This is a genomic window from Comamonas serinivorans, assembly GCF_002158865.1.
Taxonomy (GTDB): Bacteria; Pseudomonadota; Gammaproteobacteria; order Burkholderiales; family Burkholderiaceae_C; genus Comamonas_E; species Comamonas_E serinivorans.
On sequence record NZ_CP021455.1, the window covers coordinates 1,025,549 to 1,048,005 of the forward strand.

The 22,457-nt window shown below is 59.9% G+C and carries 19 protein-coding genes; 3 read left to right on the forward strand and 16 right to left on the reverse strand.

The genetic code is table 11. The features are described 5' to 3' along the window. Positions 1-6 precede the first annotated feature (6 nt). Positions 7-2,496 (forward strand): S8 family peptidase, encoded by a 2,490-nt coding sequence (locus tag CCO03_RS04320; RefSeq protein WP_058129606.1) that lies wholly within the window; start codon positions 7-9, stop codon positions 2,494-2,496. Between the two features lie 41 nt (positions 2,497-2,537). Here the strand turns inward: CCO03_RS04320 and CCO03_RS04325 are convergent, their stop codons facing one another. From CCO03_RS04325 to CCO03_RS04375, 11 genes are all read right to left on the reverse strand, one after another. After that, the gene (locus CCO03_RS04325) at positions 2,538-3,362 is read right to left on the reverse strand and encodes an abortive infection family protein (protein ID WP_033989007.1); all 825 of its coding nucleotides are present in this window, start codon (positions 3,360-3,362) and stop codon (positions 2,538-2,540) included. Between the two features lie 8 nt (positions 3,363-3,370). Continuing rightward, on the reverse strand, positions 3,371-4,198 hold the full coding sequence (locus CCO03_RS04330; protein ID WP_012077397.1) for a hypothetical protein: 828 nt from the start codon (positions 4,196-4,198) through the stop codon (positions 3,371-3,373). A gap of 34 nt (positions 4,199-4,232) precedes the next feature. After that, positions 4,233-5,402: a GIY-YIG nuclease family protein gene (locus CCO03_RS04335; RefSeq protein WP_087277709.1), complete on the reverse strand. Its 1,170-nt coding sequence runs from the start codon at positions 5,400-5,402 to the stop codon at positions 4,233-4,235. Continuing rightward, positions 5,395-7,458: a DEAD/DEAH box helicase gene (locus CCO03_RS04340; protein WP_087277712.1), complete on the reverse strand. Its 2,064-nt coding sequence runs from the start codon at positions 7,456-7,458 to the stop codon at positions 5,395-5,397. Before CCO03_RS04340 ends, CCO03_RS04335 begins: the two co-directional genes overlap by 8 nt. Beyond that, a complete protein-coding gene (locus CCO03_RS04345; RefSeq protein WP_033989004.1) occupies positions 7,455-8,237 on the reverse strand; it encodes a BAR domain-containing protein in 783 nt (260 codons plus the stop codon). Before CCO03_RS04345 ends, CCO03_RS04340 begins: the two co-directional genes overlap by 4 nt. Continuing rightward, positions 8,234-11,008: a class I SAM-dependent DNA methyltransferase gene (locus CCO03_RS04350; RefSeq protein WP_033989003.1), complete on the reverse strand. Its 2,775-nt coding sequence runs from the start codon at positions 11,006-11,008 to the stop codon at positions 8,234-8,236. Before CCO03_RS04350 ends, CCO03_RS04345 begins: the two co-directional genes overlap by 4 nt. Continuing rightward, positions 11,005-11,628, reverse strand: coding sequence for a recombinase family protein (locus CCO03_RS04355; protein WP_033989002.1), 624 nt, complete (start codon positions 11,626-11,628; stop codon positions 11,005-11,007). Before CCO03_RS04355 ends, CCO03_RS04350 begins: the two co-directional genes overlap by 4 nt. A gap of 167 nt (positions 11,629-11,795) precedes the next feature. Then, a complete protein-coding gene (locus CCO03_RS04360; protein WP_157667493.1) occupies positions 11,796-12,122 on the reverse strand; it encodes a hypothetical protein in 327 nt (108 codons plus the stop codon). 142 nt (positions 12,123-12,264) lie between these two features. After that, on the reverse strand, positions 12,265-12,906 hold the full coding sequence (locus CCO03_RS04365; protein WP_012077417.1) for a DNA-binding protein: 642 nt from the start codon (positions 12,904-12,906) through the stop codon (positions 12,265-12,267). Positions 12,907-13,997: 1,091 nt separating this feature from the next. Beyond that, the gene (gene trfA / locus CCO03_RS04370) at positions 13,998-14,897 is read right to left on the reverse strand and encodes a plasmid replication initiator TrfA (RefSeq protein ID WP_012077418.1); all 900 of its coding nucleotides are present in this window, start codon (positions 14,895-14,897) and stop codon (positions 13,998-14,000) included. A 41-nt stretch (positions 14,898-14,938) separates the two neighbouring features. Then, a complete protein-coding gene (locus tag CCO03_RS04375) occupies positions 14,939-15,151 on the reverse strand; it encodes a helix-turn-helix transcriptional regulator (protein ID WP_012077419.1) in 213 nt (70 codons plus the stop codon). A gap of 507 nt (positions 15,152-15,658) precedes the next feature. Here CCO03_RS04375 and CCO03_RS19500 point away from each other — a divergent pair. Continuing rightward, positions 15,659-15,952, forward strand: a complete 294-nt coding sequence (locus CCO03_RS19500) for a TonB family protein (protein ID WP_157667494.1) — start codon at positions 15,659-15,661, stop codon at positions 15,950-15,952. Positions 15,953-16,323: 371 nt separating this feature from the next. On the opposite strand, the gene dnaJ is transcribed toward CCO03_RS19500, so the two are convergent. The 3 genes from dnaJ to grpE all read right to left on the reverse strand — a co-directional run bounded on the left by dnaJ (position 16,324) and on the right by grpE (position 20,287). Next, positions 16,324-17,451 carry a molecular chaperone DnaJ gene (gene dnaJ, locus CCO03_RS04385; protein ID WP_087277721.1) on the reverse strand — a complete coding sequence of 376 codons (1,128 nt, stop codon included), beginning with the start codon at positions 17,449-17,451 and terminating at the stop codon, positions 16,324-16,326. Between the two features lie 234 nt (positions 17,452-17,685). Then, positions 17,686-19,608 (reverse strand): molecular chaperone DnaK, encoded by a 1,923-nt coding sequence (gene dnaK, locus CCO03_RS04390; RefSeq protein ID WP_087277725.1) that lies wholly within the window; start codon positions 19,606-19,608, stop codon positions 17,686-17,688. A 121-nt stretch (positions 19,609-19,729) separates the two neighbouring features. After that, positions 19,730-20,287 (reverse strand): nucleotide exchange factor GrpE, encoded by a 558-nt coding sequence (gene grpE / locus CCO03_RS04395; protein WP_087277728.1) that lies wholly within the window; start codon positions 20,285-20,287, stop codon positions 19,730-19,732. A gap of 400 nt (positions 20,288-20,687) precedes the next feature. On the opposite strand from grpE, the gene CCO03_RS04400 reads away from it, so the two are divergent. Then, positions 20,688-21,038, forward strand: a complete 351-nt coding sequence (locus tag CCO03_RS04400) for a hypothetical protein (protein ID WP_157667495.1) — start codon at positions 20,688-20,690, stop codon at positions 21,036-21,038. Between the two features lie 170 nt (positions 21,039-21,208). On the opposite strand, the gene CCO03_RS04405 is transcribed toward CCO03_RS04400, so the two are convergent. Further along, complete coding sequence (locus CCO03_RS04405; protein WP_087277734.1) at positions 21,209-21,550, reverse strand: FKBP-type peptidyl-prolyl cis-trans isomerase; 342 nt, start codon at positions 21,548-21,550, stop codon at positions 21,209-21,211. A gap of 1 nt (position 21,551) precedes the next feature. Next, on the reverse strand, positions 21,552-21,878 hold the full coding sequence (locus CCO03_RS04410; RefSeq protein WP_087277737.1) for a winged helix-turn-helix transcriptional regulator: 327 nt from the start codon (positions 21,876-21,878) through the stop codon (positions 21,552-21,554). Positions 21,879-22,457: the final 579 nt, after the last annotated feature.

Genomic DNA, 22,457 nt, shown 5'->3' on the forward strand with positions numbered 1-22,457 from the left:
GTGGTTATGCCAGACCAGAAGCGGCACCTTCTGATCGAAGGTTTTCTGTCCAACGAAGATTTTAGATCGCGCAGAACTGGTAGAAACCCAGCCATTCCTCTTCAAGATCGGATTCCACACGGCCAGCAGTTGTCAGCCAGATACGCCGATCTAATGCAGCAGTACGATGGGAAACGGCAGAATGCCGAGCCACCAATCACAGAAGATGTGGGGATATTTGTAGAGATCGTCGGGGTCCCCGGCATCAAGTTGCCTCTAGACAGCCTAGATACGCGGGACTTCAGGTTGCACGCTTGCCGCAAGGTTGGCGATCGCGAGGTTGCTCTGGTATTTATTCCTGAGACTCGTCGAGAAACGTTTCAAAGGAAGGTCACGCAATATCTTGACCCGGATAAAGATGGGAAAGGTGGTCCTCGCAATCATAATTTGATCGACAGTATCGCCGAAATGCGCTTGGCGGACCTGCGTGCATTTTGGACTGATGACCCCAGCCTATTCCCCCAGGACTCCAATCAACAGATTTGGTGGGAGCTTTGGCTCAAACGACGTAACGGCGAAGACCCGCAAATCATTGCGGCACAGCTATCAGAGAGGATCGGCGGGCGACTCGGAAATACCTCGCTAAGTTTCTTCGATAGCATGGTATTTCTGATCAGAGCTTCCTCTCAACAGTTGGAACGTGCCCCCGAGTTAATCTCTTCGCTTGAGGAACTGCGGCGCGCCAAGGAAACTCCGAACGTCTTGGTGGAGTCTTCGCCAAAAGAACAGCGTGAATGGGCGGACGATTTGGCCGCACGGTTGAAAATTTCGGACGAGGCATCCGTTTCTGTAGCCATTCTCGATACCGGCGTAAACTACAATCATCCATTGCTATCTTCTGTCTGCAATCAGCCGCAATCGGAAACATGGCAGCCGCAGTGGCCGCGTTACGATGAGGTCAATGACCATGGCTCCAGACAAGCCGGTTTGGCGACATTCGGGGATTTGCATGACGCGCTGGTGAGTCGGTCTGAAATACCTCTACAGCATCGCATTGAATCAGGGCGTATTTTACCGCCACGAGGTGCGAATGACCCGGAACTGTACGGCGCAATTACTGTAGGTACCGCATACAAACTGGAAGCAACGAGACCCGAATGGCGGCGCGTCTATTCCTTGGCAGTAACGGCCGACTCGGAAAAGGAAGGCGGAATCCCTACCTCATGGTCAGCGGAAATTGATCAATTCTCGTCGGGCGCAGAGGACGGGCGACAACGACTTTTCGTGATCTCAGCCGGTAACAATCGCTCCCTCCTGCCAAACGTGGACCACTGGGAGCAGCTACATCTTGCGGAGATAGAAGACCCGGCGCAGGCATGGAATGCCCTGACGGTTGGGGCATACACCGAGAAGACAACCAATGATGACCCGAGCTTTGATGGGTGGTCGCCCTTTGCCCGAGCTGGAGATGCAGCTCCTGCCTCTAGGTCGTCTGTCAATTGGAGTTGGAAGAAGCAGGCACCCTATAAACCTGATGTTGTAGCGGAGGGCGGCAATCGTTTGTTGTCTCCCGATGGGACGACTGTATCCGATGCTGACTCAGTTTCTCTTCTGACAACATCCGGAAAGACGGCCGGTCAACTCTTTGAGGTATCCGCCGATACAAGCGCCGCCTGTGCATTGGTTTCACGCCAAGCGGCTATTCTCATGGATGAATACCCGGACTATTGGCCGGAGACAGTTCGTGGCCTCCTGGCACACTCGGCAGAGTGGACTGAGCGCATGTGGGAACGTTTCGGAGTTCTCAGTGGCCACCACAGCCCCAAGGTCGCCAAAGAGACGATGCTTAGGAGCGTTGGATACGGCGTTACCAACCTTGAGCGTGCGCGCTATAGCGCCGGTCATGAATTGACGCTGGTCGCACAAGATCATCTTCAGCCATTCACCAAGAACGCAGATGCCTCTGGCTCTACCGATCCCAAGCTTAACGAGATGCAGCTGTATGAGCTGCCGTGGCCGGCGGATATTTTGCGCCAGCTCGCCCCAGAGCTAGAGGTGAAGCTGAGGGTAACGCTCTCGTACTTCATTGAGCCCAATCCTGGCCGGAGAGGCTATAGGCAACGATATAGTTACCAGTCTCATGGCCTGCGTTTCGAGGTCATCCGGCCGGGCCAGTCGCTTGAGAATTTCCGAGCGTTTATCAATGCGCTTGCAGATGCAGAAGACTACATCGGTCCGGAAGGTGATGCAGATGGTTGGCAATTTGGCCCTCAGCTTCGGACGCGAGGCTCGCTGCACTCCGATGTCTGGACTGGTTCTGCCGCCGCCTTGGCGGACATGCAAACAATCGCCGTTTACCCTGTGGGAGGCTGGTGGAAATACCGCGCAGCACAAGATCGCTGGCAGAACAGTGTTCGCTATAGCCTGATCGTCAGCATCGAGGTGCCAGATGAGACGGTCGATATCTATTCCGTGGTTGAGAATATCGTTCAGGCTCAAGTTGAAATCGCTGTCTGATATGCCCCGCTGGGCGTCCGTCGTGCTGGGGGGGGCAATGCCTAGAACGGGATGTCGTCAGCCCACGGAAGTCGTGATGCGTGTTGCTCTGCCGCCTTGGCCTTTGTCTTGATCTTTGTCTCCAGCGCCTTGATGAAGCGGATCGACGCCGCGACGTGATTGAAGATCAGCAGGCTTTCTTCGTAGTTGAGGATAGGGTTGTCGTGCGCGAGGCTCTTGTTGTTGCGCACGTCATTGAAGGCTTCGAGCACCGAGATACTGGACTTCAAGATGCGCTCGGTCATGGCCGACTCAAGATGTCCGCCATCTCGTAGCGCCTTGACGTACTCGCCGAAGACACTGTGCAGCGGCTTGTCACGAGTGATCGTGATGCCGTGTGGCTCGCACGTCACGCGGATGAACTTGTTGACGAAAGTATGCAGTCGATCCAGCCCGCCCTCGGGCTGGTTCTTCTCGATGACTTCGCGAACATGCTCTGCCACCACCTCGAAATCCCGTTCATCAGCGATGGCGGTCAGCGCATCCAATTCGGCCACTGGCTGGTCACTGAGAAGCCGCTGGGCGATCTTCCGACAGTCGTCGATGAGTAGAGGGTTGCTGTCGCCAAAGCACTGCTCATCGGTCGCATAGTCGATCAACCCGCCAATGACACGCCCCACGACATGATTGCCATCCGCATCCCAGAACGTGCGCATCCTGTTGGCCTTGGAAGTGCCCCGTGCCTTGTACCTCTCGGCATCGATCTCGACTCGGTACTCATCGAAGAAATCGCCAAAGGTGCGGTCGGAAAAGTTCAGGACGTACCCGCCGCCCATGCCAAGCAGCTTTTCCAGCTTTCGACGCTCGCTCCCAGTCAGATCGGACATGCGCTCCCTTACGCCTTCATCTTGACCCACACTATGCCGACCGCGATGGTCAGGACGAGCCCGGCGAACACCGTGTTGGCATAGCGGTAGTACAGTTGTCTCAACGCCCAGCGCAAGGGCCGGGCCTCTGCCTTCTTCTGTTCAGCGATCAACTGGGTACACGCTCGTTCGCGCGCCTGTAACTCCGATGTGGCACGCTCCTCGGCATAGAGGACAGCCGCCAGATAATCGAGCATCCGGTGCTCGACGATGTTCTGCTTCCACGTTTCGACTGTGGCCAATGCCCCGGCCTGCATGGGGCGGGATCGCCCTTCGCGATGTTCGGGGTCGGTGTAGTCGAAGACCAGCCCGAACTGCTCATAAAACCAGTTGCGGCGCGCCTTGTTGTCACCGTGAGCCTGCCCGGCCAGCAGCTCGATGCTGTTGACGGTCGCCTCGGGCCACTGTTGCACCCACTGGACAATCTCATTCATCAGGTAGGTGCCGATCCGCTGGCCATCCAGCCCTGGCAGATCAAGAAACACCGCCCCCTTCGACATCGAGGGCGATGTCAGCGAGACAGAGTTGAAGTTGCACGAGTAGCTGCCATCAAACCGCCCTTTTCCGCCGTCCCGGTGCGAAAACTTGGCGGTGATGCGCTGATACGAGAGGCGGATCGACGCCTCGTAGATCGTCCCGTCACGAGGATCGCGCCGATAGGTTTCCTCCCGCTCGACCAACACCCAGCCCAGTGCCTCGGCCTCCGGGCGCTCCTTGTCCTTGACCTCCAACACCAGAATGCGCGGTTTCACGCTCTGGCTGTCTCGCCACGAGTTATCGAAGGATGGGAGTGCCATGTCCACCTCTTTGGTTAGCAGGGCGTTGCACGAGCTAACCTACCAACCGGGCAGTCTTCGGGTCATAGACCACATCGCTGATTGAGCCATCCAGAATGCGCCGCACCGCTTCGTCGATCACATGGAGCGGTGCAAGGAACCATTCCCTCGGCCTGACGGGGTGGCCGAAACGGTCTTGAATGGTGAGGTCGAGCTGCGCCGGCGCGAAGATGCGGTGGAAGATGCCTTCCAGCTTTGTGCGGTTGACACCCGCCAGCTTGTAGCTGGCGACAACCTCCACCTCCGCCAGCAGGTAGGTAGCATCGTGCGCCGCGTTGGCTATGCGGCTTTCGACCTTGCCGCCCGTGACTCCAATCTTATGAATCAGCTCCCGGTGTTCCGCAACGAAGGGATGACTGGACAAGCTGCGCAGCACGTAGATGGTGCCGCTCGCAATGTCATCCTCTTCCCAGGTCTCGCTGAACAGTGGCCCAGCGTTCGGGTCTGTCAATCTGCGCCCGGCCTGATCTTTGTATAAGGCGCGTTGCAGAGACCTGAGCAGGAGATTGCTTTCAGTGCCATTCGAGTAGATGACCCTGAGCCGCGCGTCCGGCTCACCATTCGGTGTTCGGAACACATCCCCCATTTCAGCGACGTAGACAAGCTGTCCACCGAGAATGAAGAAGTTACCTGTCGTGACGCTTGCATCTCTGCCGAAGGGGCGCGTCTGCCTGATGCCCGACTTGAGTTCGCTCTCCGCCTGCTGAAACAGAGGCTGGAAGCGGTCGAAATCCTCGCATCTCTCGCGGTTTGCGATTTCCTCTGCCGCCCGTATCTCGGCCCTGGAGCGAACATGGCGCAGTTCGGTGATATCGGATGGGCCTGCCGCGCCTTCGAGTTCGGCGAGCAGCTCTTCATCATCCATCGATTCCACTGAATCTGCCTGAGCGATTTCAGCCCCGCTTAGGAGCCCTTGATGATCGAGTGGAGCAAGGAGGGCTCGGCACTCATCCATCGCACGCAGACGATCCAAGCGAACAGCGTACAACCGTTCGAATATGTCCTTGTCTTCGCCGTGCTGCGGAGTGCGCCCGTGCCCCTCAACAAACCGCTGAATTTCCTCGAATCCCGCGATGATGCGCTCCTCGCGCACCGAGCGCCCGCCTTCCCTTTTGGGTACTGCGTACTCGGCCAGTTCTTCTCGCAGCTCGTTCAGATCAATCATAGCGCCCCTCGTCTTTGAATCGAACGAAGGCGGCGGCCCCTTCAGCCATTCGCTTCTCCCAGGCGTCAGTTGAACTGATCGACGGCAAACGGCCACGCTCTTTTTTGAACTTGACTGCCCGGACAGCGAGTTCCTTTGCCTCGTCGGGCGTCAATCCGGTGCGTTTGGCCGCAATCGCTGCTGCGACCTGTTTCAGGCTCTCCTCGCTCATCGTTTTGGCGAGAATCGCGTAGGCTTCGCTGAACGGATTAATGCGGTCGATAAGGTCGATGTCCAACTCCCGCACGTCCATCGCAAACTTGCGCACCCCATCAATGAGGGCTGTGTTGACGGCAGGCTCGCCATTGCCTTGGCCACCAAGTGCAAGTTGCTTGGCCTGCTGCGTCAGGTTGAGGGCGGCGATAGCATGTTGACGCACTGCTTCCTGATCCTCTTCATCAAGGTCCGGATACCTCTCCTTGATGATCTTGCCCATCCGAACCTGAGTCAGCTCCTCCGGGACCAGCTCTTCATCAAACAGGCCGCGCTCAATGGTGGTCTTGTCTTGAACGAAGGTTGCAATAACTTCGTTCAGGTCTTCCCGACAGATGCGGGCAGCTTCGTCGCTCTTGGGCTCGGACAGTCCCTTGATCTCGATCTGGAACTGCCCGGTGTCGTGATTGAAGCCCACATTACACTTGTCCGGGTCATATCCCCCGTCGCCATAGTCGAACCCCGGTGCGGGCTCGTTGGTCGGATGTTTCGGCTTGAACTCGAAGCGAGGCGCAAGCACCTGCTCCATGAGTAAGCTAGCGGCGATGGCCTTAAGCGTATCGTTCACCGCTTCGGTTACGGCCTGCTCCGAAGCGTCGGGCTCGGCGATCAGATTGGTAAAGCGGGCGCGAGTCTTACCCGGCGCATCGCGGGTCGCGCGACCGATGATCTGCACGATTTCAGTGAGGCTGGACCGATAGCCAACTGTCAGCGCGTGTTCGCACCAAATCCAGTCGAAGCCTTCTTTCGCCATGCCGAGGGCGACGATGATGTCTACGTGATCGCGGTTGTTCTTCTGTGCCGGGTCTTTCAACGCAGCGGCCACCACGTCGCGCTTGGCTGAGTCGTCATCCACCAGGTCAGCGATCCGAAGAAGCCGCCCATTAGGGGTCATGACCAATTGGAAGCCAGTCGCTGGATCGGTCCCTTGCCATTCACCCAGTTCCTCGATGATGTGCTCGACCTCCCTGATCTTGTCCTTCGTGCTTTCGCGAGAGTTGACGTTCGGGATGTGGATGATGGTTTTCTCGGCTGGGTCGAGCACCTTGAGGATGTCATCGGCGTAGGAGCCCGAGTAGAAGAAGTAGCCGATGTCGAGCTGCTTCAGGTACTCGTAGCCATTGAGTTGCTCATAGTAGGTATAGGTGACGGTATCGAACTTCGACTCGTCCTGTGGTGCCAGCACGGCCTCGGCGTCACCCCGAAAGTACGAACCGGTCATCGCGATGATGTGCACCCGGTCGCGAGCGATAAATTGCCCAAGATGCAAGCCAAGCTTGTTGTCCGGGTTGGCCGAAACATGATGGAACTCATCCACCGCAATTAGCCGCCCGTCGAACGCCTCCACCCCAAAGTGATCGACCGCGAAGCGGAATGTGGCATGGGTGCAGACCAATACTTGGTCATTGCTCTCAAGGAATGCGCCAAGTGACTTGACCTTGCCGCCGTTGTCCGAGCCGGGCGCATTGCACAGGTTCCATTTCGGCTCCACGCACCAATCGGTCCAGAAGCCGAACTTACTCAGAGGTTCATCGCAAAAACTGGAACCAATGGACTTTTCCGGCACAACGATGATCGCCTGCCTCAACCCTTGGTTGTGGAGCTTATCGAGAGCAATGAACATCAACGCCCGGCTCTTGCCAGAGGCTGGCGGCGACTTGATGAGCAAATACTGCTCACCGCGTCGCTCATATGCGCGCTCCTGCATCGGGCGCATACCGAGCGCGTTTGCTTTTGATGAACTTCCGTTGCGGGCATAAGAAACCGAGACGGATGGAACGGCATTCTTGAAAATTTCAGTCATTTCTGGCTCGCCTGTTTTCGTTTGGCGTTGTCATTCAAAATGGCTTTCTCAAGCCAGCCGGGCACGTCGGTGGTTTGGGAAGCAAATACGTTTTCTGGAACGTCCTGCCAGAACGCCACAATAGCGTCCGAGAATGCCTGAAATTGCGCATCACTCACCTTCAGGTGTGTGTGATCACGATATTCAACGCCAGATATGACGCCACCAGCACCTTGGAATGGGTCATCAAGATATTCGGGGTAATCTTGTTTCAAATCGACGAGAGACTTCCCCTCGCCATGCTTGTAGACATTCACCACCAGACGGCACGCATCAAGCGTGGGGAAATAGCGAGCGCCGCGAATTTTCCAGCCGAGGCAGTCCAACAAGTCGACGATCTGGCCGAAATCCGCAGACCAGACCTTCAAGGTCGTATTGTCTCCACGATGCCAGTGCCCTATTTCCCGCACGAGCCAGTCGCGCAACTGCTTATCCCATTCATGGAACATCCCGGCCACAACGCTTAGACGAGTTTGATCCCGCATGTCGCTCAGGAGACTATAGAACTCAATTCCCACGTCATTGGCAGCCTCATAGAAGGACGCGGGGTCATGTCGGTCAGGATCAAAGTTGTGGCGGCTTCTTTCCAGCCACTCTTCGGCTGCCTTGTCAGCCTCCGATTCAATGTCGTCAAACTGGGAGAGCAGGCGCTTGCGCGCCTGTTCAACGTAGAAGAGGTGGCCATCGATCAGAGACTGCCGAAACGGCCCCCACATTTGGAACAACACATAATCACTCATGCCGTTGCCGCCTTCTTCGCCTTCGGAGTTTTGCCAGAAACGGCGATCATCTTTGTGTAAAGCTCAAACAGCTTTTCTAGCCTCTCGGTGTCATTCTTGAAGCGACGGCCAATGTAGATGCGCTCCAGAACCTCATCGTTGCGCTCGTGAGCCGCACGCAGGTTGTCCGGCATTTTTTCCGGATCGTAGAGTTCGGCAATAGTGGCTGGAAAATGCGCCTCTCGGGCAAGAAGAATTTCTTCAGCGCAACGAGTTAGGTCGCCTTTGTTTTTTTCGGTGAGGGTAGGAATGGGAAATGTATTCCAACCCAAGGTATTGGAATAACGAAAATCAGTCTTCAGCTTGCCGCAAACAGTTGCAATCCAGACAAGGTGCAAGCGGGAGGCAATCAGCGCCAGATTCCAGAGCGGGGCATCGTAGAGAGCAAAAGCGAGGTTGGAAACGATAGTTCCGGCAGGCTCATAACTACAGGGCAGATATTTGCGGGATTCGGAGGAAACGCTGGGTACAATAATCGTTGAATGCTTGCCAAAAAACATTCTTTGGAATTGGTGTGATTTTTCAGCGATGTCTCTTGCCGTTTTTCCGCCATTGAGCCGCAAACTGCGCACATTATGAATGCGTTGAGCTATAGGACGGATAGCCAGTGCTTCAGCCAAATTTTTGTCTTCGATCCACAGGCAGTAACGCTCTAGGCCGCGGATAAGTTCGGCCGAACCATAAATTCTACGAACGAAGAGGTTATTCTGCGCAGGCGTGAGTTGCAAAGCGTCACGCTCGTCTCGTGAGAGCAGCAGATGACCGCCATCTATTGGCGTGTTTCCAAAGGTCATTACGCTCTGCACGCCTAGAGGTTGGCTAGCCTTGTCTACAATGGCGCTCTCGCCTGCTGCCAGATAAGCGTTGATATGCGAGCATTGGCGCTCGATGGTTTGCCCCGAATCATCCAGAGAGAACAAGCGCCTCGGGTTGCGCGGCTGCCTTGTGATGCCAATGATGACTACGGTCACACCTGCGTTGTTACTGGCAAGGTTGGCCCATCGAAAGGATGTGTGAGCAAACTCAATCTGGCAACCGCTGGCAAAGATTTCTGGCCACAGAATCGGGACTTGCAAGCCTTGGCAGATAGAGTTGGTGGACACGAAAGCGGCGGTAGACTGGGTGTTAATGCCGTAGTCAGCCGCCTTCATGAACCAGGCGGCAACATAATCGAGAGATTTCCAGTTCTGAACTCGTTTCTCGAAAATAGCCTGTAATTCAGCCTTATGCTCGTCCTTCTGATCACGTGAGCCAAGATACGGCGGGTTGCCGCAGATATAGGTTTCACCGCCCTCATTCTCAAAATCAATTTGAGCCTGATTCAGCGGGGTTTCAAACAAGTCATCGGCATGCAGTTTTACACCAGTGCCGGTGGGGGGACAGACACTAAGCCAATCCAACTGCAGAGCGTTGCCGCAGGTGATCCAGTTCTGATTGCTGAGAGGCAAAAATTCCAGCAAGGCTTCCTTCTGCCCCCGATACAGCACATCACACTGGTACTCAGCAATGATGAGCGCGAGACGTGCAATCTCAGCCGAGAAATCCCGTAGCTCAATGCCCCTGAAGTTGGTCAGCGGAATGTCACTCTTGCGCCCACGTTCGCCACGCCGTTCGTTGATCGTGTTTTCGATCTCCCGCATCTGCTTGTAGGCGATGACCAAAAAATTACCTGACCCGCATGCCGGGTCGAAAACTCTGATCCGCGCGAGACGTTTGCGGAGGTTAAGTAACGTGCGAGGGTTGTCACCGGCCTCTTCAAGCTTCATCCGTAGGTCGTCAAGGAACAGCGGATTGAGTACCTTCAAGATGTTCGGCACGCTGGTGTAGTGCATGCCGAGCTCCCCACGCTCTTCGTCATCCGCAACCGCTTGGATCATCGAGCCGAAGATATCTGGATTGATCTTTGTCCAGTCCAGACTGCCGATATGGAGAAGGTAGGAGCGCGCGATCTTGCTGAATCTCGGCACATCCACGCTGCCCGAGAACAGTCCGCCGTTCACATAGGGAAACCCATCGGCCCAGCGGGGCAGCTTCGCGTTCGCCCGGTCCGCGATCTTCGTGTTCATGGCGCGGAAGATTTCGCTGATCACCTCGTGCGTGTTCGAGGAGTCCCGCGCGCTCATCTGCTCGATGGTCGCAGTGAACAGACCTTCACCATTGAAGATGTCGGTGTCCTCCGCGAAGAAGCAGAAGATCAACCGCGCCATGAAGTGGTTCATCTCATGGCGCTGTGCAGCGGCTCCCCAGTCCGGATTGTCTTTCAGCAACTCGACGTACAGTCGGTTCAAGCGACTTGTTGCCCGGATGTCGAAAGAGCTATCGCGGACCTGCTTGACTGTCGTGATTCCGGCGAGCGGCAGGAAAAAGCCGAAGTGATCCGGAAATTGCTGGTAGGTACATGCGACCGTCTCCCCGGTCTCCATGTCCTCGGCTTCGAACCCCTCGCCATCGGTAGCTAGAATGAAGCGTGCTTTCGCCCTGGTCGTTGCCGAGCTGGCCTTCAGTGCAGCCAGCGTCTTCGTCACCTCTCCCGGCTGTGCAACCGCGATGTGAATGTTGTTCGTTTGAAGCACGCCGCCCAAGTCGGACTTGTTCGATGCGCCCGAACGCAGGCGCTTGATCGTCGTCTCCTTGTTTCCGAAGGCTTGTAGGAATGCAAACGGGAACTCCGTCCCATCGAAGGGCTGGAGCGCCAAGTCCGAGACGGCTGATTCAATTTCTACTGCGTTCATGAGGCATCTCGCCGGTGTGGCTCGGCTCCGCTTCCATCCGCCTGCGTGTCAGCAGCGAATGCGGGGCTGCGGGGGGCCACCTTGTATATGGTTGTGCGTGAGACCTTGTAGCGTTCCGCGATCTGACTGACCGGGATGGTCGGGTCAGACATCAGCCGCTTAATCTCCCGAATTTGTCGTGTATCCAGCTTCGGCTTGCGGCCACCGGCCCGGCCTCGTGCACGAGCGGCAGCCAAGCCTGCCCGAGTGCGTTCCCGGATCAGGTTGCGCTCGAACTCCGCCAACGCAGCGAAGACATGAAAGACCAACTTCCCGGCTGCGCTCGTTGTCTCGATCTTCTCGGCGATGCTCTCGAAGCCGATTCCCTTTTCTTCCAACTCGGCGACGATGTGCACGAGGTCGGGCAAACTGCGGCCAAGCCGATCCAGCCGCCACACCACCAGAGTGTCACCCGCTCGCAATGCCTTCAGGCAATGGTCCAGCTCTGGGCGGCCAGCAGTCTTACCGCTCGCGGTCTCTTCGTAGATGGACTGAACTCCCGCGAGGTGCAGCGCGTCGCGTTGCAAGTCCAGGTTTTGGTCATCTGTCGAAACTCGGGCGTAGCCAATCCGTTGATTCATGGACAATTGCCGGACGATGAAAAAATGACGGGAATTTTAACAGGTCGGCGACCTTTCCGACAGCTATTCGGCATGTGCGCTGCCGATGTTCAGAAAATCACCGTTTTCTGAACAGTCGGCAGGGCTACGATGAAACACAAACAAATGCCCGCAGACGGGCGACAGGATCACGCCTTGCCCTCGGAGTCGCCCAGCTTCCCCGCCCAGCCTGCCGCCGCTATCTCGTTCATGTCCTCGATGGACAGCGGTGTTTTTGTAACCCAGATCGGTAGCTCCAGCGGCAGGCTGACTTCGCTACGGTCTCGGGCCTGCAACTGCGCCCGCGCCCACTGCCCGTCTTGTTCCATCTCTGCCCGCAAAGGCAGGGTATGCACATCCTCGAACTGCTCCCGATCGAATGGCACCCCAGCCACGGTCAGCCGCTCAGGGCTTTCACGATGGCGGCGGCTGCAATAGCCGCCGCTTCGTTGTCTGCGGCTTCTCGTGCCCACCATGCAGGCCGGGCAGCGGCACTCGACAGTGCTCCGACAGCCCATAGGGCAAGTTCCTGATCGCCCAAGTTCGCGGCTTGGGTGAATACAGCGCCAATCTGCCGCAGCTCGTCGGCAAGCGCCTGATACTCCGCTGCGTTCGGCATCACTCACCCTTGCCTTTCGCTTTAGTGCCCTTCGGAGCTACCCCAGCCGCCGCTAGACGCTCTTCGAGGCTGGCAAGCTGCTGCTGGACATCGCCAGCCTTGGCTAGCTGGGCTTGCAGGTCGATCACCTGCTGCTCGGCCTTAGCCAGGGCGGCACGGGCCTCGCGAAGCTCGACCTCCATACGCGTCGCATGCTCGGCACGCTCTTCCAGACGGCCAACCTTCAACTCCAGCGCCCGGTTCGCCTCTCGCAATGCGGCCAGCTCATCGGCACAAGCGGCATCCTGCGCTTCCAGCCGGGCGATTTCCTCGGTCGCCTCGCTCAGTTCGCCTTTCATCGCACCCACACGGACCTCGGCATCCTTGCGCACCGCCTCAGATTCCACTCGCGCTTGCTGGGCCACCTCGGCGTATATGGTACGCACGAGGTCAGCGCCGCGAGCGAGCAGGGCGTCCGGCACCTCCACGGCGGCCTCTTCGCCTTTCTCGCGCCGAGCCTCCCAGTAGGCCAGCATCGGCTTGAGCGTGGTGAACGATCCGCCGACGCGCTGCTGGATCAGCCGGAAGGTGGGCTTGCCGCCAGCGGCGACGATGGCATCAGCGGCGGCATCGACCGCCTGCTGCGTGACGACCTGCTGCATGGCTTCTTCCTTTCATCGTAACTTGTTACGTTATGATAACGTAACGACACAGTCAATCAAGGGCGCGACCGGGAGGAGAGGGGGCACCCCGCGAAGGTTTCTCCGCGCCGTTCCGGCGCTGCGCGTCCGCCCGTGGACAACCTGCCCGCCCACAGCACAAGGCTATGGACGGCCCGCCGTTGGCGGGTACGCAGGTCTGCCCACCGGCTACCTTGCCGGGCTACTCGTCATTTCAAAAATGACGGGGCTACTTGAAAAGCGGCTTTCCGGCTCCTCTCTGGGAGTGGATGGCGGGTCAAGAAAAATCACGGAGGGTCACGCGAAGCGGGAAACCGTTATTTTTCTTGATGCGACAGAAGCGACCCTAGCCTATCGGCAAGGGGGCAGGGACGAAGGGCGCAGCCCGCCCCCCTGCCCCCTGAGCCTCACGGCGGCGAGTGGCCCCCGGCAGGGCCGCCGGAGGCATCTGAAAACAGCGACAACCAAGTAGCCCCTGCATTTTTCAAAATGCGAGTAGCCAGCAAGGAAGGCGGTGGGTAACGGCTTGCCGTTACCCACGGTCTGACGCGCAGCGCCGAAGGCGCGAAGGCCTCTTTGGTTAAAGAAAGGTTAAAAAGATGGTTAGCGTCTTGTAGCTCATGACAAATAAACAATATAAATCAATTGGTTGAGCGAGTTTATGACCCGTGAGTTGCGGGTCATCTGTCACGAAAACCCGGATCATCTGTCACGGTTTTCTGGGTCATCAGTCACCAGATTTGCCCCAAAACCCGGTTCCTCTGTCACCGATACGGGGTCATCTGTCACGGAAATGGCCGGTTTTACAGACCTCTCGATGTCGGCAGGTCAGGTTATCCACAAGCGGGCCTGCGAGGCAGGCAAAATCTCTTAGGATTCAGCCCCAAACCGTGACACTTGACCCATGAAATGCAAAACTGCCATGGGCCATCTGTCACGCCTCCCGGGTCATCTGTCACGCGAAAACAACCCTATCTGTGGATAAGTCGCGCATCGAGCGTGGACGGTGTTGCCAAAAAGCACAAAAGGGCGCGTGCGCGCCCTTTTGTACTATCGCTCGACAGGCTATCGACCTAGTCGTTTGCGCAGCGGATATGGTCATCGTTGGAGAGAAAGGCCAGCTTGGCGATCTTCACGGCCTGCACCTCCGCGCACGCCTTCTTGACCGTCCGCCGCCAGTCGGCAACGTCCTTGTTGTGCGAGCCGCACATGGCGCGGAACTTCGCCAATGCCAAGGGATAGGGATGCCTGTGGCTCTCGATGTAATCAGCCAAGCGACGGGCCACTGGCGACAGGCTGCGGTAGGTTTCCCATGAATGACTGGTGAAGGTGTTACCCGCGAACAGCACAATCAGGTTGGGGTCGATCCACGCACGGTAATGTGTCGGCTTGCCATCCGCGCCGTTGATCGCAGTGTAGTTCTGAATGAGCGAGATAGCGCCGCTCTTTCCGTAAGCCTTGGTGTTGAGAGCCAGCACTTCATTTGCTTTCAAGCGGCTGATGCATTCACGGGCCTTGTCGTAGTAGCGACCGTTCTTGTGCCATCCCACGTCGGCCACCAAGTCCTTGACCGAAAACTCGAACGGCTCGCCGAGCGTCACGCGCTGGGCGTAATTGAGGATTTGCAGCCACACGATTTCGTCATCTTCGGCGCGAAGCTCGATGCCGGTATAGAGGATTGAAACGTGATCGTTATAGTGGAACAGCTTTTCGTGCATGAGCGTCCGGCGCGGCATACTCTTGTTGCCCACCGTGAAGAGGGACGACCTTGCGTAGTCATTTGGAATGTGCCGCAGGTCTTCTCGGTCACCGATGGTGTCTGGAAAAAGTAGATCAAGCTGGAACTGCTCGGTCGGTTTAATTCCCTTGGTCTTGAGATAGGCTGATCGCTGCAACTTGTCGATGCGGCCAGTCCCAGCCATGTTGACGAGTTCGTTCCCGTCCAGGGCTGCGGCTTTGTCCAAGCTGCGCATTGGCTGCAATTCCCGAGCCGTAGTCTGCAAGGGAGCAGGGTTTAGGGGTAGACAGCCGTCGTGCTGGCAGCACGGGCAGCAGCGGCCTTCTGTCCGAGCCACGCATCAATCTCGTGCTCCAGCCATCCGACAACCCGCTTGTTGATCTGGATGGACGCAGGAAATGTCGGATCGTCGCGAGTGATCCGCCAGAGCGTTACGTCGTTGATGCCGCCGAGCTTTTCGCAGACGGCCTTGCGGCGTAAAATTTGCATTGTCCTTACCTCCTGCATATTTAAAGTCAATGCAGGAAGTTTCAGACGGCGACCCGGTAGCGGTCACGGATTCCCAAAAGGGAATTTTTGCAGCCAAAAATCCGTGCGAATCCGGGCGGTGCAGGTAGGCCAAAAGCCTGTCTGCGGTCAGGCAGCGTTTCGGAAAGTGTATATAGAAGTGACTACAAGATGACTAACCATACCAATGAATCCGCTTATGTAGCCACTTTTCGACACCACTTCCCGTTTAACGTCTGAGGGTATGCGGCCACTCCCGTTCAATGCTGAACGGGAGTGCGCGCATACTGCTGTTTTCTGAATGCCACCCGCCTGACGATGCACACACGGAACCCGCCACTGAGCCGCCGATTCAACCCGTTGCCAGGGCTCGCCCCGTGTGCGTGGGGTGGCGGGTGGGGGCTGGGGATCGTGGCCCTGCTGTCGGCCTGCACCACGCTGGAGCCGGCCAAGCCGCGGCCATTGCAGAGTGAGGCGCGCAAGTGCCCCATGCCCAGCTACCCCGCGCAGGCGCAACGGCTTGAGGTGGAGGGCCGGGTGATGGTGCGTGCTACGGTGGCGCTGGACGGCAGCGTGACACAGGCTGAGGTGGTGGCCTCGGCGGCCAATGCCGCAGCGCGCGCCGCGGTGGGCGAGCTGCCCTTGCACGGGGCCGAGGCGCGAGCGGCCCAAGCGCTCGATGCCGAAGCCCTGCGCATGGTGCGGGCCTGCCGGTTTGGCGCGGTGACGGGCAACTACACGCCCGCGCAGGTGCAGATTCCCGTGCGCTTTCGCATGGAGTGATGATGGCCGGTGTCGCCCGTGGCGACGTGGGCGGGCGGGCCCTGCCCGCTGAGGCTGGGCTCGCGAAGTGCGATGCATCACAAGAGATCACTTGAAAGGCAGTATGGGTTCATGCCCGTTCGAAATGGAACGGGCATGAGCCCATACTGCTGTCAGTCAAGTGCCTGCAGTTGAATGGCCGAGTAGCAAACGACGCGGCAGTGGTGTTCACGCCGCTTGCGCCATGGCTGGCTCGCCGGCCACACGCCTCATCGCCGGACCGCCACTGTGGACCACTGGCCTGGACAGCGCCGATGGTCGTTCGGCGCGCCGGACCAGCGGGTGGCATGCGACCGGGCCTCGCGCCAGGCGCGCGGGCCCGGCCGGAGGCCTCACGCGCCGAAGAAGGCCTTCAGCTTGTCGCGCCAGGTGTCGCCGCTCGGGGTGTGCTTGCCGCCGCCTTTTTTCAGCGACTCGTCCAGCTCCTTGAGCAGCTTGCGCTGGTGCTCGGTCAGCTTGACCGGGGTTTCCACCGCCACGTGGCAATAGAGGTCGCCGGGGTAGCTGCCGCGCAGGCCTTTGATGCCTTTGCCGCGCAGGCGGAACTGCTTGCCGGTCTGGGTTCCGTCGGGGATGTCGATCACGGCCTTGCCACCCAGGGTGGGGACTTCGATCTCGCCGCCCAGCGCCGCGGCGGTGAAGCTGATCGGCACCTCGCAGTGCAGGTCGTCGCCGTCGCGCTCGAAGATGTCGTGCTTCTTGACGCGCACCTCGATGTAGAGGTCGCCCGGGGGCCCGCCGTTGGGGCTGGGCTCGCCGTTGCCGGTGCTGCGGATGCGCATGCCGTCGTCGATGCCGGCAGGGATCTTCACCTCCAGCGTCTTGTGGCTCTTGATCTTGCCCTGGCCACGGCAGTCGGTGCAGGGGTCGGGGATGATCTTGCCGGTGCCGCGGCAGTGCGGGCAGGTCTGCTGCACGCTGAAGAAGCCCTGGCGCATTTGCACCACGCCCTGGCCATGGCAGGTGTCGCAGGTCTTGGCGCTGGTGCCGGCCTTGGCGCCCGAACCATGGCAGGTCGCGCACTCATCCCAGCTCGGGATGCGGATTTCGGCGTTCTTGCCGGCGGCCGCTTCTTCCAGCGTGATCTCCATGCCGTAGTTCAGGTCGGCGCCGGCATAGACCTGGCGGCCGCCGCCACCGCGGCGGGACTGGCCGAAGATGTCGCCGAAGATGTCGCCGAAGGCGTCGGCAAAGCCGCCGAAGCCGTCGGCGCCCGCGCCGCCGCGCATGTTGGGGTCGACGCCGGCATGGCCGTACTGGTCGTAGGCTGCGCGTTTGTTGCTGTCCGACAGGATCTCGTAGGCTTCCTTGATTTCCTTGAACTTGACCTCGGCCTGCGGGTTGTCCTGGTTGCGGTCGGGGTGGTATTTCATGGCCGCCTTGCGGTAGGCCTTCTTGATGTCCTCATCGCTGGCGTTCTTGGGCACGCCGAGGACTTCGTAAAAATCAGCTTTGGACATGGGTGGGCGTCATGGGGTGTGTGGGCAGGTGAGGGGCAGAGCCCCCAACCGCAGGGCGTGACCGGCACGGGCAGTCGGTCGGGATGTGGCAAAGCCGAGACACCTTGTCAGGCGCCCCGGCTTTGCGGCTGCGTGTCCGGCACCGGTCACGGTGCCCGGTCCGGCGCTGGTCTGCTGTGAGCGCGGACCTGCAGCAGGCGACCGGCGGTCCACGCCGGTCACGGGCCGAGCCACTCAGTCTTTCTTGACTTCCTTGACCTCGGCGTCCACCACATCGTCGGCGGCGGCGCCACCGTTGGGGGCGGCCTGCGCGCCAGCCTGACCGGCGGCAGCCTGCTGGTCGGCGTACATCTTTTCGCCCAGCTTCTGGCTCGAGGCCATCAGCGCTTCGGTCTTGGCCTCGATGGCGGCCTTGTCGTCGCCCTTGATGGCTTCTTCCAGCGCCTTGATCGCGGCTTCGATGGCGTCCTTCTCGCCGGCGTCCAGCTTGTCGCCGTACTCGGTCAAGGATTTGCGCACCGAGTGCACCAGCGCATCGCCCTGGTTGCGGGCCTGCACCAGTTCGACCTTCTTGTGGTCTTCTGCGGCGTTCAGCTCGGCATCTTTCACCATCTGGTCGATTTCAGCGTCGGACAGACCCGAGTTCGCCTTGATGGTGATCTTGTTTTCCTTGCCCGTGCCCTTGTCCTTGGCGCCCACGTGCAGGATGCCGTTGGCATCGATGTCGAAGGACACCTCGATCTGCGGCATGCCCTTGGGGGCCGGTGCAATGCCCTCCAGGTTGAACTCGCCCAGCAGCTTGTTGCCCGAGGCGATTTCGCGCTCGCCCTGGAACACCTTGATGGTCACCGCAGGCTGGTTGTCCTCGGCCGTCGAGAAGGTCTGTGCGAACTTCGTCGGGATGGTCGTGTTCTTGGTGATCATCTTGGTCATGACGCCACCCATGGTCTCGATGCCCAGCGACAGCGGCGTCACGTCCAGCAGCAGCACGTCCTTGCGGTCGCCCGACAGCACCTGGCCCTGAATGGCGGCACCCACGGCCACGGCTTCATCGGGGTTCACGTCCTTGCGCGGCTCTTTGCCGAAGAACTCCTTGACCTTCTCCTGCACCTTGGGCATGCGGGTCATGCCGCCGACCAGGATCACGTCGTGGATGTCCGACACCGAGATGCCCGCGTCCTTGATGGCGGTGCGGCAGGGCTCGATGGAGCGCTCGATCAGCTCTTCGACCAGGCTTTCGAACTTGGCGCGCGTGAGCTTGATGTTCAGGTGCTTGGGACCCGAGGCATCGGCCGTGATGTAGGGCAGGTTGACGTCGGTGGCGCTCGCGCTCGACAGCTCGATCTTGGCCTTTTCAGCGGCTTCCTTCAGGCGCTGCAGGGCCAACACGTCCTTGGACAGGTCCACGCCTTGTTCCTTTTTGAACTCGGCGATGATGTAGTCGATGATGCGCTGGTCGAAGTCTTCACCGCCCAGGAAGGTGTCGCCGTTGGTGGCCAGCACCTCGAACTGCTTCTCGCCGTCGACGTCGGCGATCTCGATGATGGACACGTCGAAGGTGCCGCCGCCCAGGTCATAGACGGCGATCTTGCGGTCGCCCTTTTCCTGCTTGTCCAGGCCGAAGGCCAGGGCCGCTGCGGTGGGCTCGTTGATGATGCGCTTGACTTCCAGGCCGGCGATGCGGCCGGCGTCCTTGGTGGCCTGGCGCTGGCTGTCGTTGAAGTAGGCCGGCACCGTGATCACGGCTTCGGTCACGGGCTCGCCCAGGTAGTCCTCGGCGGTCTTCTTCATCTTGCGCAGCACTTCGGCGCTGATCTGGGGCGGCGCCAGCTGCTTGTCGCGGGCCTGCACCCAGGCGTCGCCGTTTTCAGCCTTGACGATGGTGAAGGGCATCAGGTCGATGTCCTTTTGAACTTCTTTTTCGTCGAATTTGCGGCCAATGAGGCGCTTTGCCGCGTAAATGGTGTTTTTGGGGTTGGTGACGGCCTGGCGCTTGGCCGAGGCGCCGACCAGGACCTCGCCATCGTCCTGATACGCGACGATGGACGGCGTGGTGCGTGCACCCTCGGCGTTTTCGATCACGCGCGTGGTGTTGCCTTCCATGACGGCCACGCACGAGTTCGTGGTGCCCAGGTCAATGCCGATGATTTTTCCCATGTTGTGAAACTCCGAAAGATGTTTGATTGAGGCCCATGTCCGGCTGTGCCCGGGGTTTTTCAAGGGCAAAACAGCGGGATTGGCGCAAAAAACTGCTGATTTTGACGCGTTCGGGGCGTGTTCAGCCCTGTGCGACCGTCACCAGGGCCGGGCGCAGTACGCGATCGGCGATCTGGTAGCCGCGCTGCAGCACGCTGACCACGGTGTTGGCAGGCTGGCCGGTGCCCGGCACCATGCTGATGGCCTGGTGCAGGGCGGGGTCGAACTTGTCGCCGGCGGCGGGGTTGACCTCGGCCACCTGGTGCTTGTTCAAGGCGCTGATGACCTGGCGCAGCGTGGCTTCGCTGCCTTCGCGCAGCTGCTCGGCCGTGGCGTTTTCCACGGCCAGGGCCGAGTGCAGGCTGTCCAGCACGGGCAGCAGGCTTTCGGCAAAACCCTCCACGGCGAACTTGCGGATCTTGGCGATGTCGTCGTCGGCACGGCGGCGCGCGTTCTGCGCATCGGCCAAGGCGCGCAGCGCCTGGTCCTGCGACTCGGTCAATGCTGCCTGGGCGGCCTTCAGTTCGCTGCCCAGCTGTTCCAGCTGCGCCGTGAGATCGGCCTCATTGGCCGCGGCGGCAGCCTCGATCTCTTCCGGACTCATGGGGGGGGTGGACAAGGGTTGATTGGGCTCAGACATGCGGACGTGGATGAAATGCGTTGATTGAAAAGGGTTGTTGTGCCATCTGGATGCCATTGCCACGCTTTCAAGGGTGGCGGATCTGGGGCCCTGCGGCGCCCGGCAGCGGCGATGGATGAGGGCGGAATCATAGGGGCATGGGCAGGGGCTTCTGCGCGGGCTGCCGGGCGGCTGGTCCCGCACGTGAACCGGCGGCCTGCCCCAACGTGGGGCTGGGAGCGTTCTGGGATGGAAGCCGGCCCCGTTGTGGCCCGCACCGGGCGCGGCCAGACGGCCTTGCTGCACCGGCAGACCTGGCACGTCGGCCAGCTCAAAAGCCGCTGCCAGGGTGAGGGTGGTTGTTCGGACTCTGAGCAGGCGCGGAACCACGCCGTTGAGTTGGGAGATGTTCTGCGGTTTGATGACGCTCATTTTCAGAGCAGTCAGCTGGGACCCGAGCGCCATGCACCGCGCCGAATCGGCCAAGCCGGCGGGGGCGCGCTACCCGGCCAATCAGGACGCCATCGGCATCGAGATCGTGGGACTGGTCCATGGGGTGACGCGTCCGGCCGGGCCGGATCTGGCCGAGCCGGGTCTGGCCGAGCTGGGTCTGGCCGAGCTGGTCTGCGAAGCCGTGACGCCGGAGCAGAGCGCCGCTGGCGTACGGGTGCGGCAGTTGAAGGCCAAGTTTCAGGTGTCCGACACCGGGGCCGTCCGCCATCCCGTCGTGTCGTGGAGGAACCTCACCTACGCGAGCATGGCGCAGGGGTGAGAGGCCGATGCGAGTGACCGATGGAGGCGGCAGATCGGTGAAGATCAAATCGATCAAAGTAGTATGGGCTAGTTACCGTTGAATGATCAACGATAACCAGCCCATACTCCAGGAGAAACTCGCCCGCCTCAACAGGCAGGGCGGCACGGCCGCGGCGTTGCCGCGAGCGCTCAGCGCACGCCCAGCAGTTCGACGTCGAACACCAGCGTGGCGTTGGGCGGAATCACGCCGCCTGCGCCCTGGGCGCCATAGCCCAGTTCGGGCGGGATGGTCAGCGTGCGCTGGCCACCCACCTTCATGCCGGCGACGCCTTGGTCCCAGCCCCGGATGACCATGCCCTGGCCCAGGCCGAATGCGAACGGCTGGTTGCGGTCACGGCTGGAGTCGAACTTGCGGCCCTTGGCGCCGTTTTCCAGCAGCCAGCCGGTGTAGTGCACGCTGACCTGCTGGCCAGCCTCGGCGGTGGCGCCGGTGCCCACCACGGTGTCTTCGATCTTCAATGCGTCTGTCATGTCATTCCTGGGGAGGGGGGGATTTCTTCTTGCCCTGGGCCGACGCCCATTTGGTGGCAAAGGCCTGCAGATCAGCCAGGCGTTTGAGCAGGTCCATGCCGCTGGGCGTCAGGCAATAGCCTTCGCCGCCATGGCCGACGAGGTTGGCGGCGCGCAATTCCTTCAGGCGCGTGTTCAGGGTGTTGGGCGTGATGTTGCCCACGCTGTCCTGCAGCAGCCGGAAGGTCTGGGGATGGCCATCGCGCAGCGCCCACAGCACACGCATGGCATACCGCGCCTCCAACAAGCCAAGCAGCTCGTTGGTGGCGGCGCTTTCCTTGGTGCTCATGGGCTCTCCTGCATACGTTCTGACTCCGGCACCCTGGGCACTCCAGCATCATGCGCTTGGCAGCAAGGGTGCAACAAGGTGTCTAGCTCGCCAAACTATAGCGGAATTTTCTCTCTGCTACGAGTTTCATAGCTTCCCGGCAATCTGGGCGCCGATTTTCGATGCGTATTTACAACGGCTTACAGGCGGCCGCGGAGGGGCGTCGTCCCCCTTGGGTTGTGGGAAACCGGGCCGATCCGGCCAGTCCGGTGGGCAGCCGATGAGGCGGCGTTGCAGCTCGCTGCCGCTCATCGCGTGGACTGGTTGGTGCCCCAGGCCATGGGCGGATGGCGTTGCCGTTGATCATGCCCAACAGCACGAGGGCTCAGGCGGCCAGCATCAGCCGGTATCTGCATCCGGGGGGGGCGTGGGGCGCATCAGGCTCAGGTGCGGTTCGGCTTCACCCAATCAGTGCCATCCCGCCTCCTCGGCAACAGGGTTCGAGGTTGCCCAGGCCATCTTTTCGTGCCGCAAGACCCCGGCCGCTGACGCCTGATGCGGGGCGCGCCCAAGCGGGGCGCGCCACCACCCCTGGCGCGT

What these genes read in the sequence shown, in the direction of transcription:
- CCO03_RS04320 (WP_058129606.1), top strand. Translation starts at nt 7, where the DNA reads ATGCCAGACCAGAAGCGGCACCTTCTGATCGAAGGTTTTCTGTCCAAC.
- CCO03_RS04325 (WP_033989007.1), bottom strand. Translation starts at nt 3,362, where the DNA reads ATGTCCGATCTGACTGGGAGCGAGCGTCGAAAGCTGGAAAAGCTGCTT.
- CCO03_RS04330 (WP_012077397.1), bottom strand. Translation starts at nt 4,198, where the DNA reads ATGGCACTCCCATCCTTCGATAACTCGTGGCGAGACAGCCAGAGCGTG.
- CCO03_RS04335 (WP_087277709.1), bottom strand. Translation starts at nt 5,402, where the DNA reads ATGATTGATCTGAACGAGCTGCGAGAAGAACTGGCCGAGTACGCAGTA.
- CCO03_RS04340 (WP_087277712.1), bottom strand. Translation starts at nt 7,458, where the DNA reads ATGACTGAAATTTTCAAGAATGCCGTTCCATCCGTCTCGGTTTCTTAT.
- CCO03_RS04345 (WP_033989004.1), bottom strand. Translation starts at nt 8,237, where the DNA reads ATGAGTGATTATGTGTTGTTCCAAATGTGGGGGCCGTTTCGGCAGTCT.
- CCO03_RS04350 (WP_033989003.1), bottom strand. Translation starts at nt 11,008, where the DNA reads ATGAACGCAGTAGAAATTGAATCAGCCGTCTCGGACTTGGCGCTCCAG.
- CCO03_RS04355 (WP_033989002.1), bottom strand. Translation starts at nt 11,628, where the DNA reads ATGAATCAACGGATTGGCTACGCCCGAGTTTCGACAGATGACCAAAAC.
- CCO03_RS04360 (WP_157667493.1), bottom strand. Translation starts at nt 12,122, where the DNA reads ATGGTGGGCACGAGAAGCCGCAGACAACGAAGCGGCGGCTATTGCAGC.
- CCO03_RS04365 (WP_012077417.1), bottom strand. Translation starts at nt 12,906, where the DNA reads ATGCAGCAGGTCGTCACGCAGCAGGCGGTCGATGCCGCCGCTGATGCC.
- trfA (WP_012077418.1), bottom strand. Translation starts at nt 14,897, where the DNA reads ATGCGCAGCTTGGACAAAGCCGCAGCCCTGGACGGGAACGAACTCGTC.
- CCO03_RS04375 (WP_012077419.1), bottom strand. Translation starts at nt 15,151, where the DNA reads ATGCAAATTTTACGCCGCAAGGCCGTCTGCGAAAAGCTCGGCGGCATC.
- CCO03_RS19500 (WP_157667494.1), top strand. Translation starts at nt 15,659, where the DNA reads ATGCCCAGCTACCCCGCGCAGGCGCAACGGCTTGAGGTGGAGGGCCGG.
- dnaJ (WP_087277721.1), bottom strand. Translation starts at nt 17,451, where the DNA reads ATGTCCAAAGCTGATTTTTACGAAGTCCTCGGCGTGCCCAAGAACGCC.
- dnaK (WP_087277725.1), bottom strand. Translation starts at nt 19,608, where the DNA reads ATGGGAAAAATCATCGGCATTGACCTGGGCACCACGAACTCGTGCGTG.
- grpE (WP_087277728.1), bottom strand. Translation starts at nt 20,287, where the DNA reads ATGTCTGAGCCCAATCAACCCTTGTCCACCCCCCCCATGAGTCCGGAA.
- CCO03_RS04400 (WP_157667495.1), top strand. Translation starts at nt 20,688, where the DNA reads ATGACGCTCATTTTCAGAGCAGTCAGCTGGGACCCGAGCGCCATGCAC.
- CCO03_RS04405 (WP_087277734.1), bottom strand. Translation starts at nt 21,550, where the DNA reads ATGACAGACGCATTGAAGATCGAAGACACCGTGGTGGGCACCGGCGCC.
- CCO03_RS04410 (WP_087277737.1), bottom strand. Translation starts at nt 21,878, where the DNA reads ATGAGCACCAAGGAAAGCGCCGCCACCAACGAGCTGCTTGGCTTGTTG.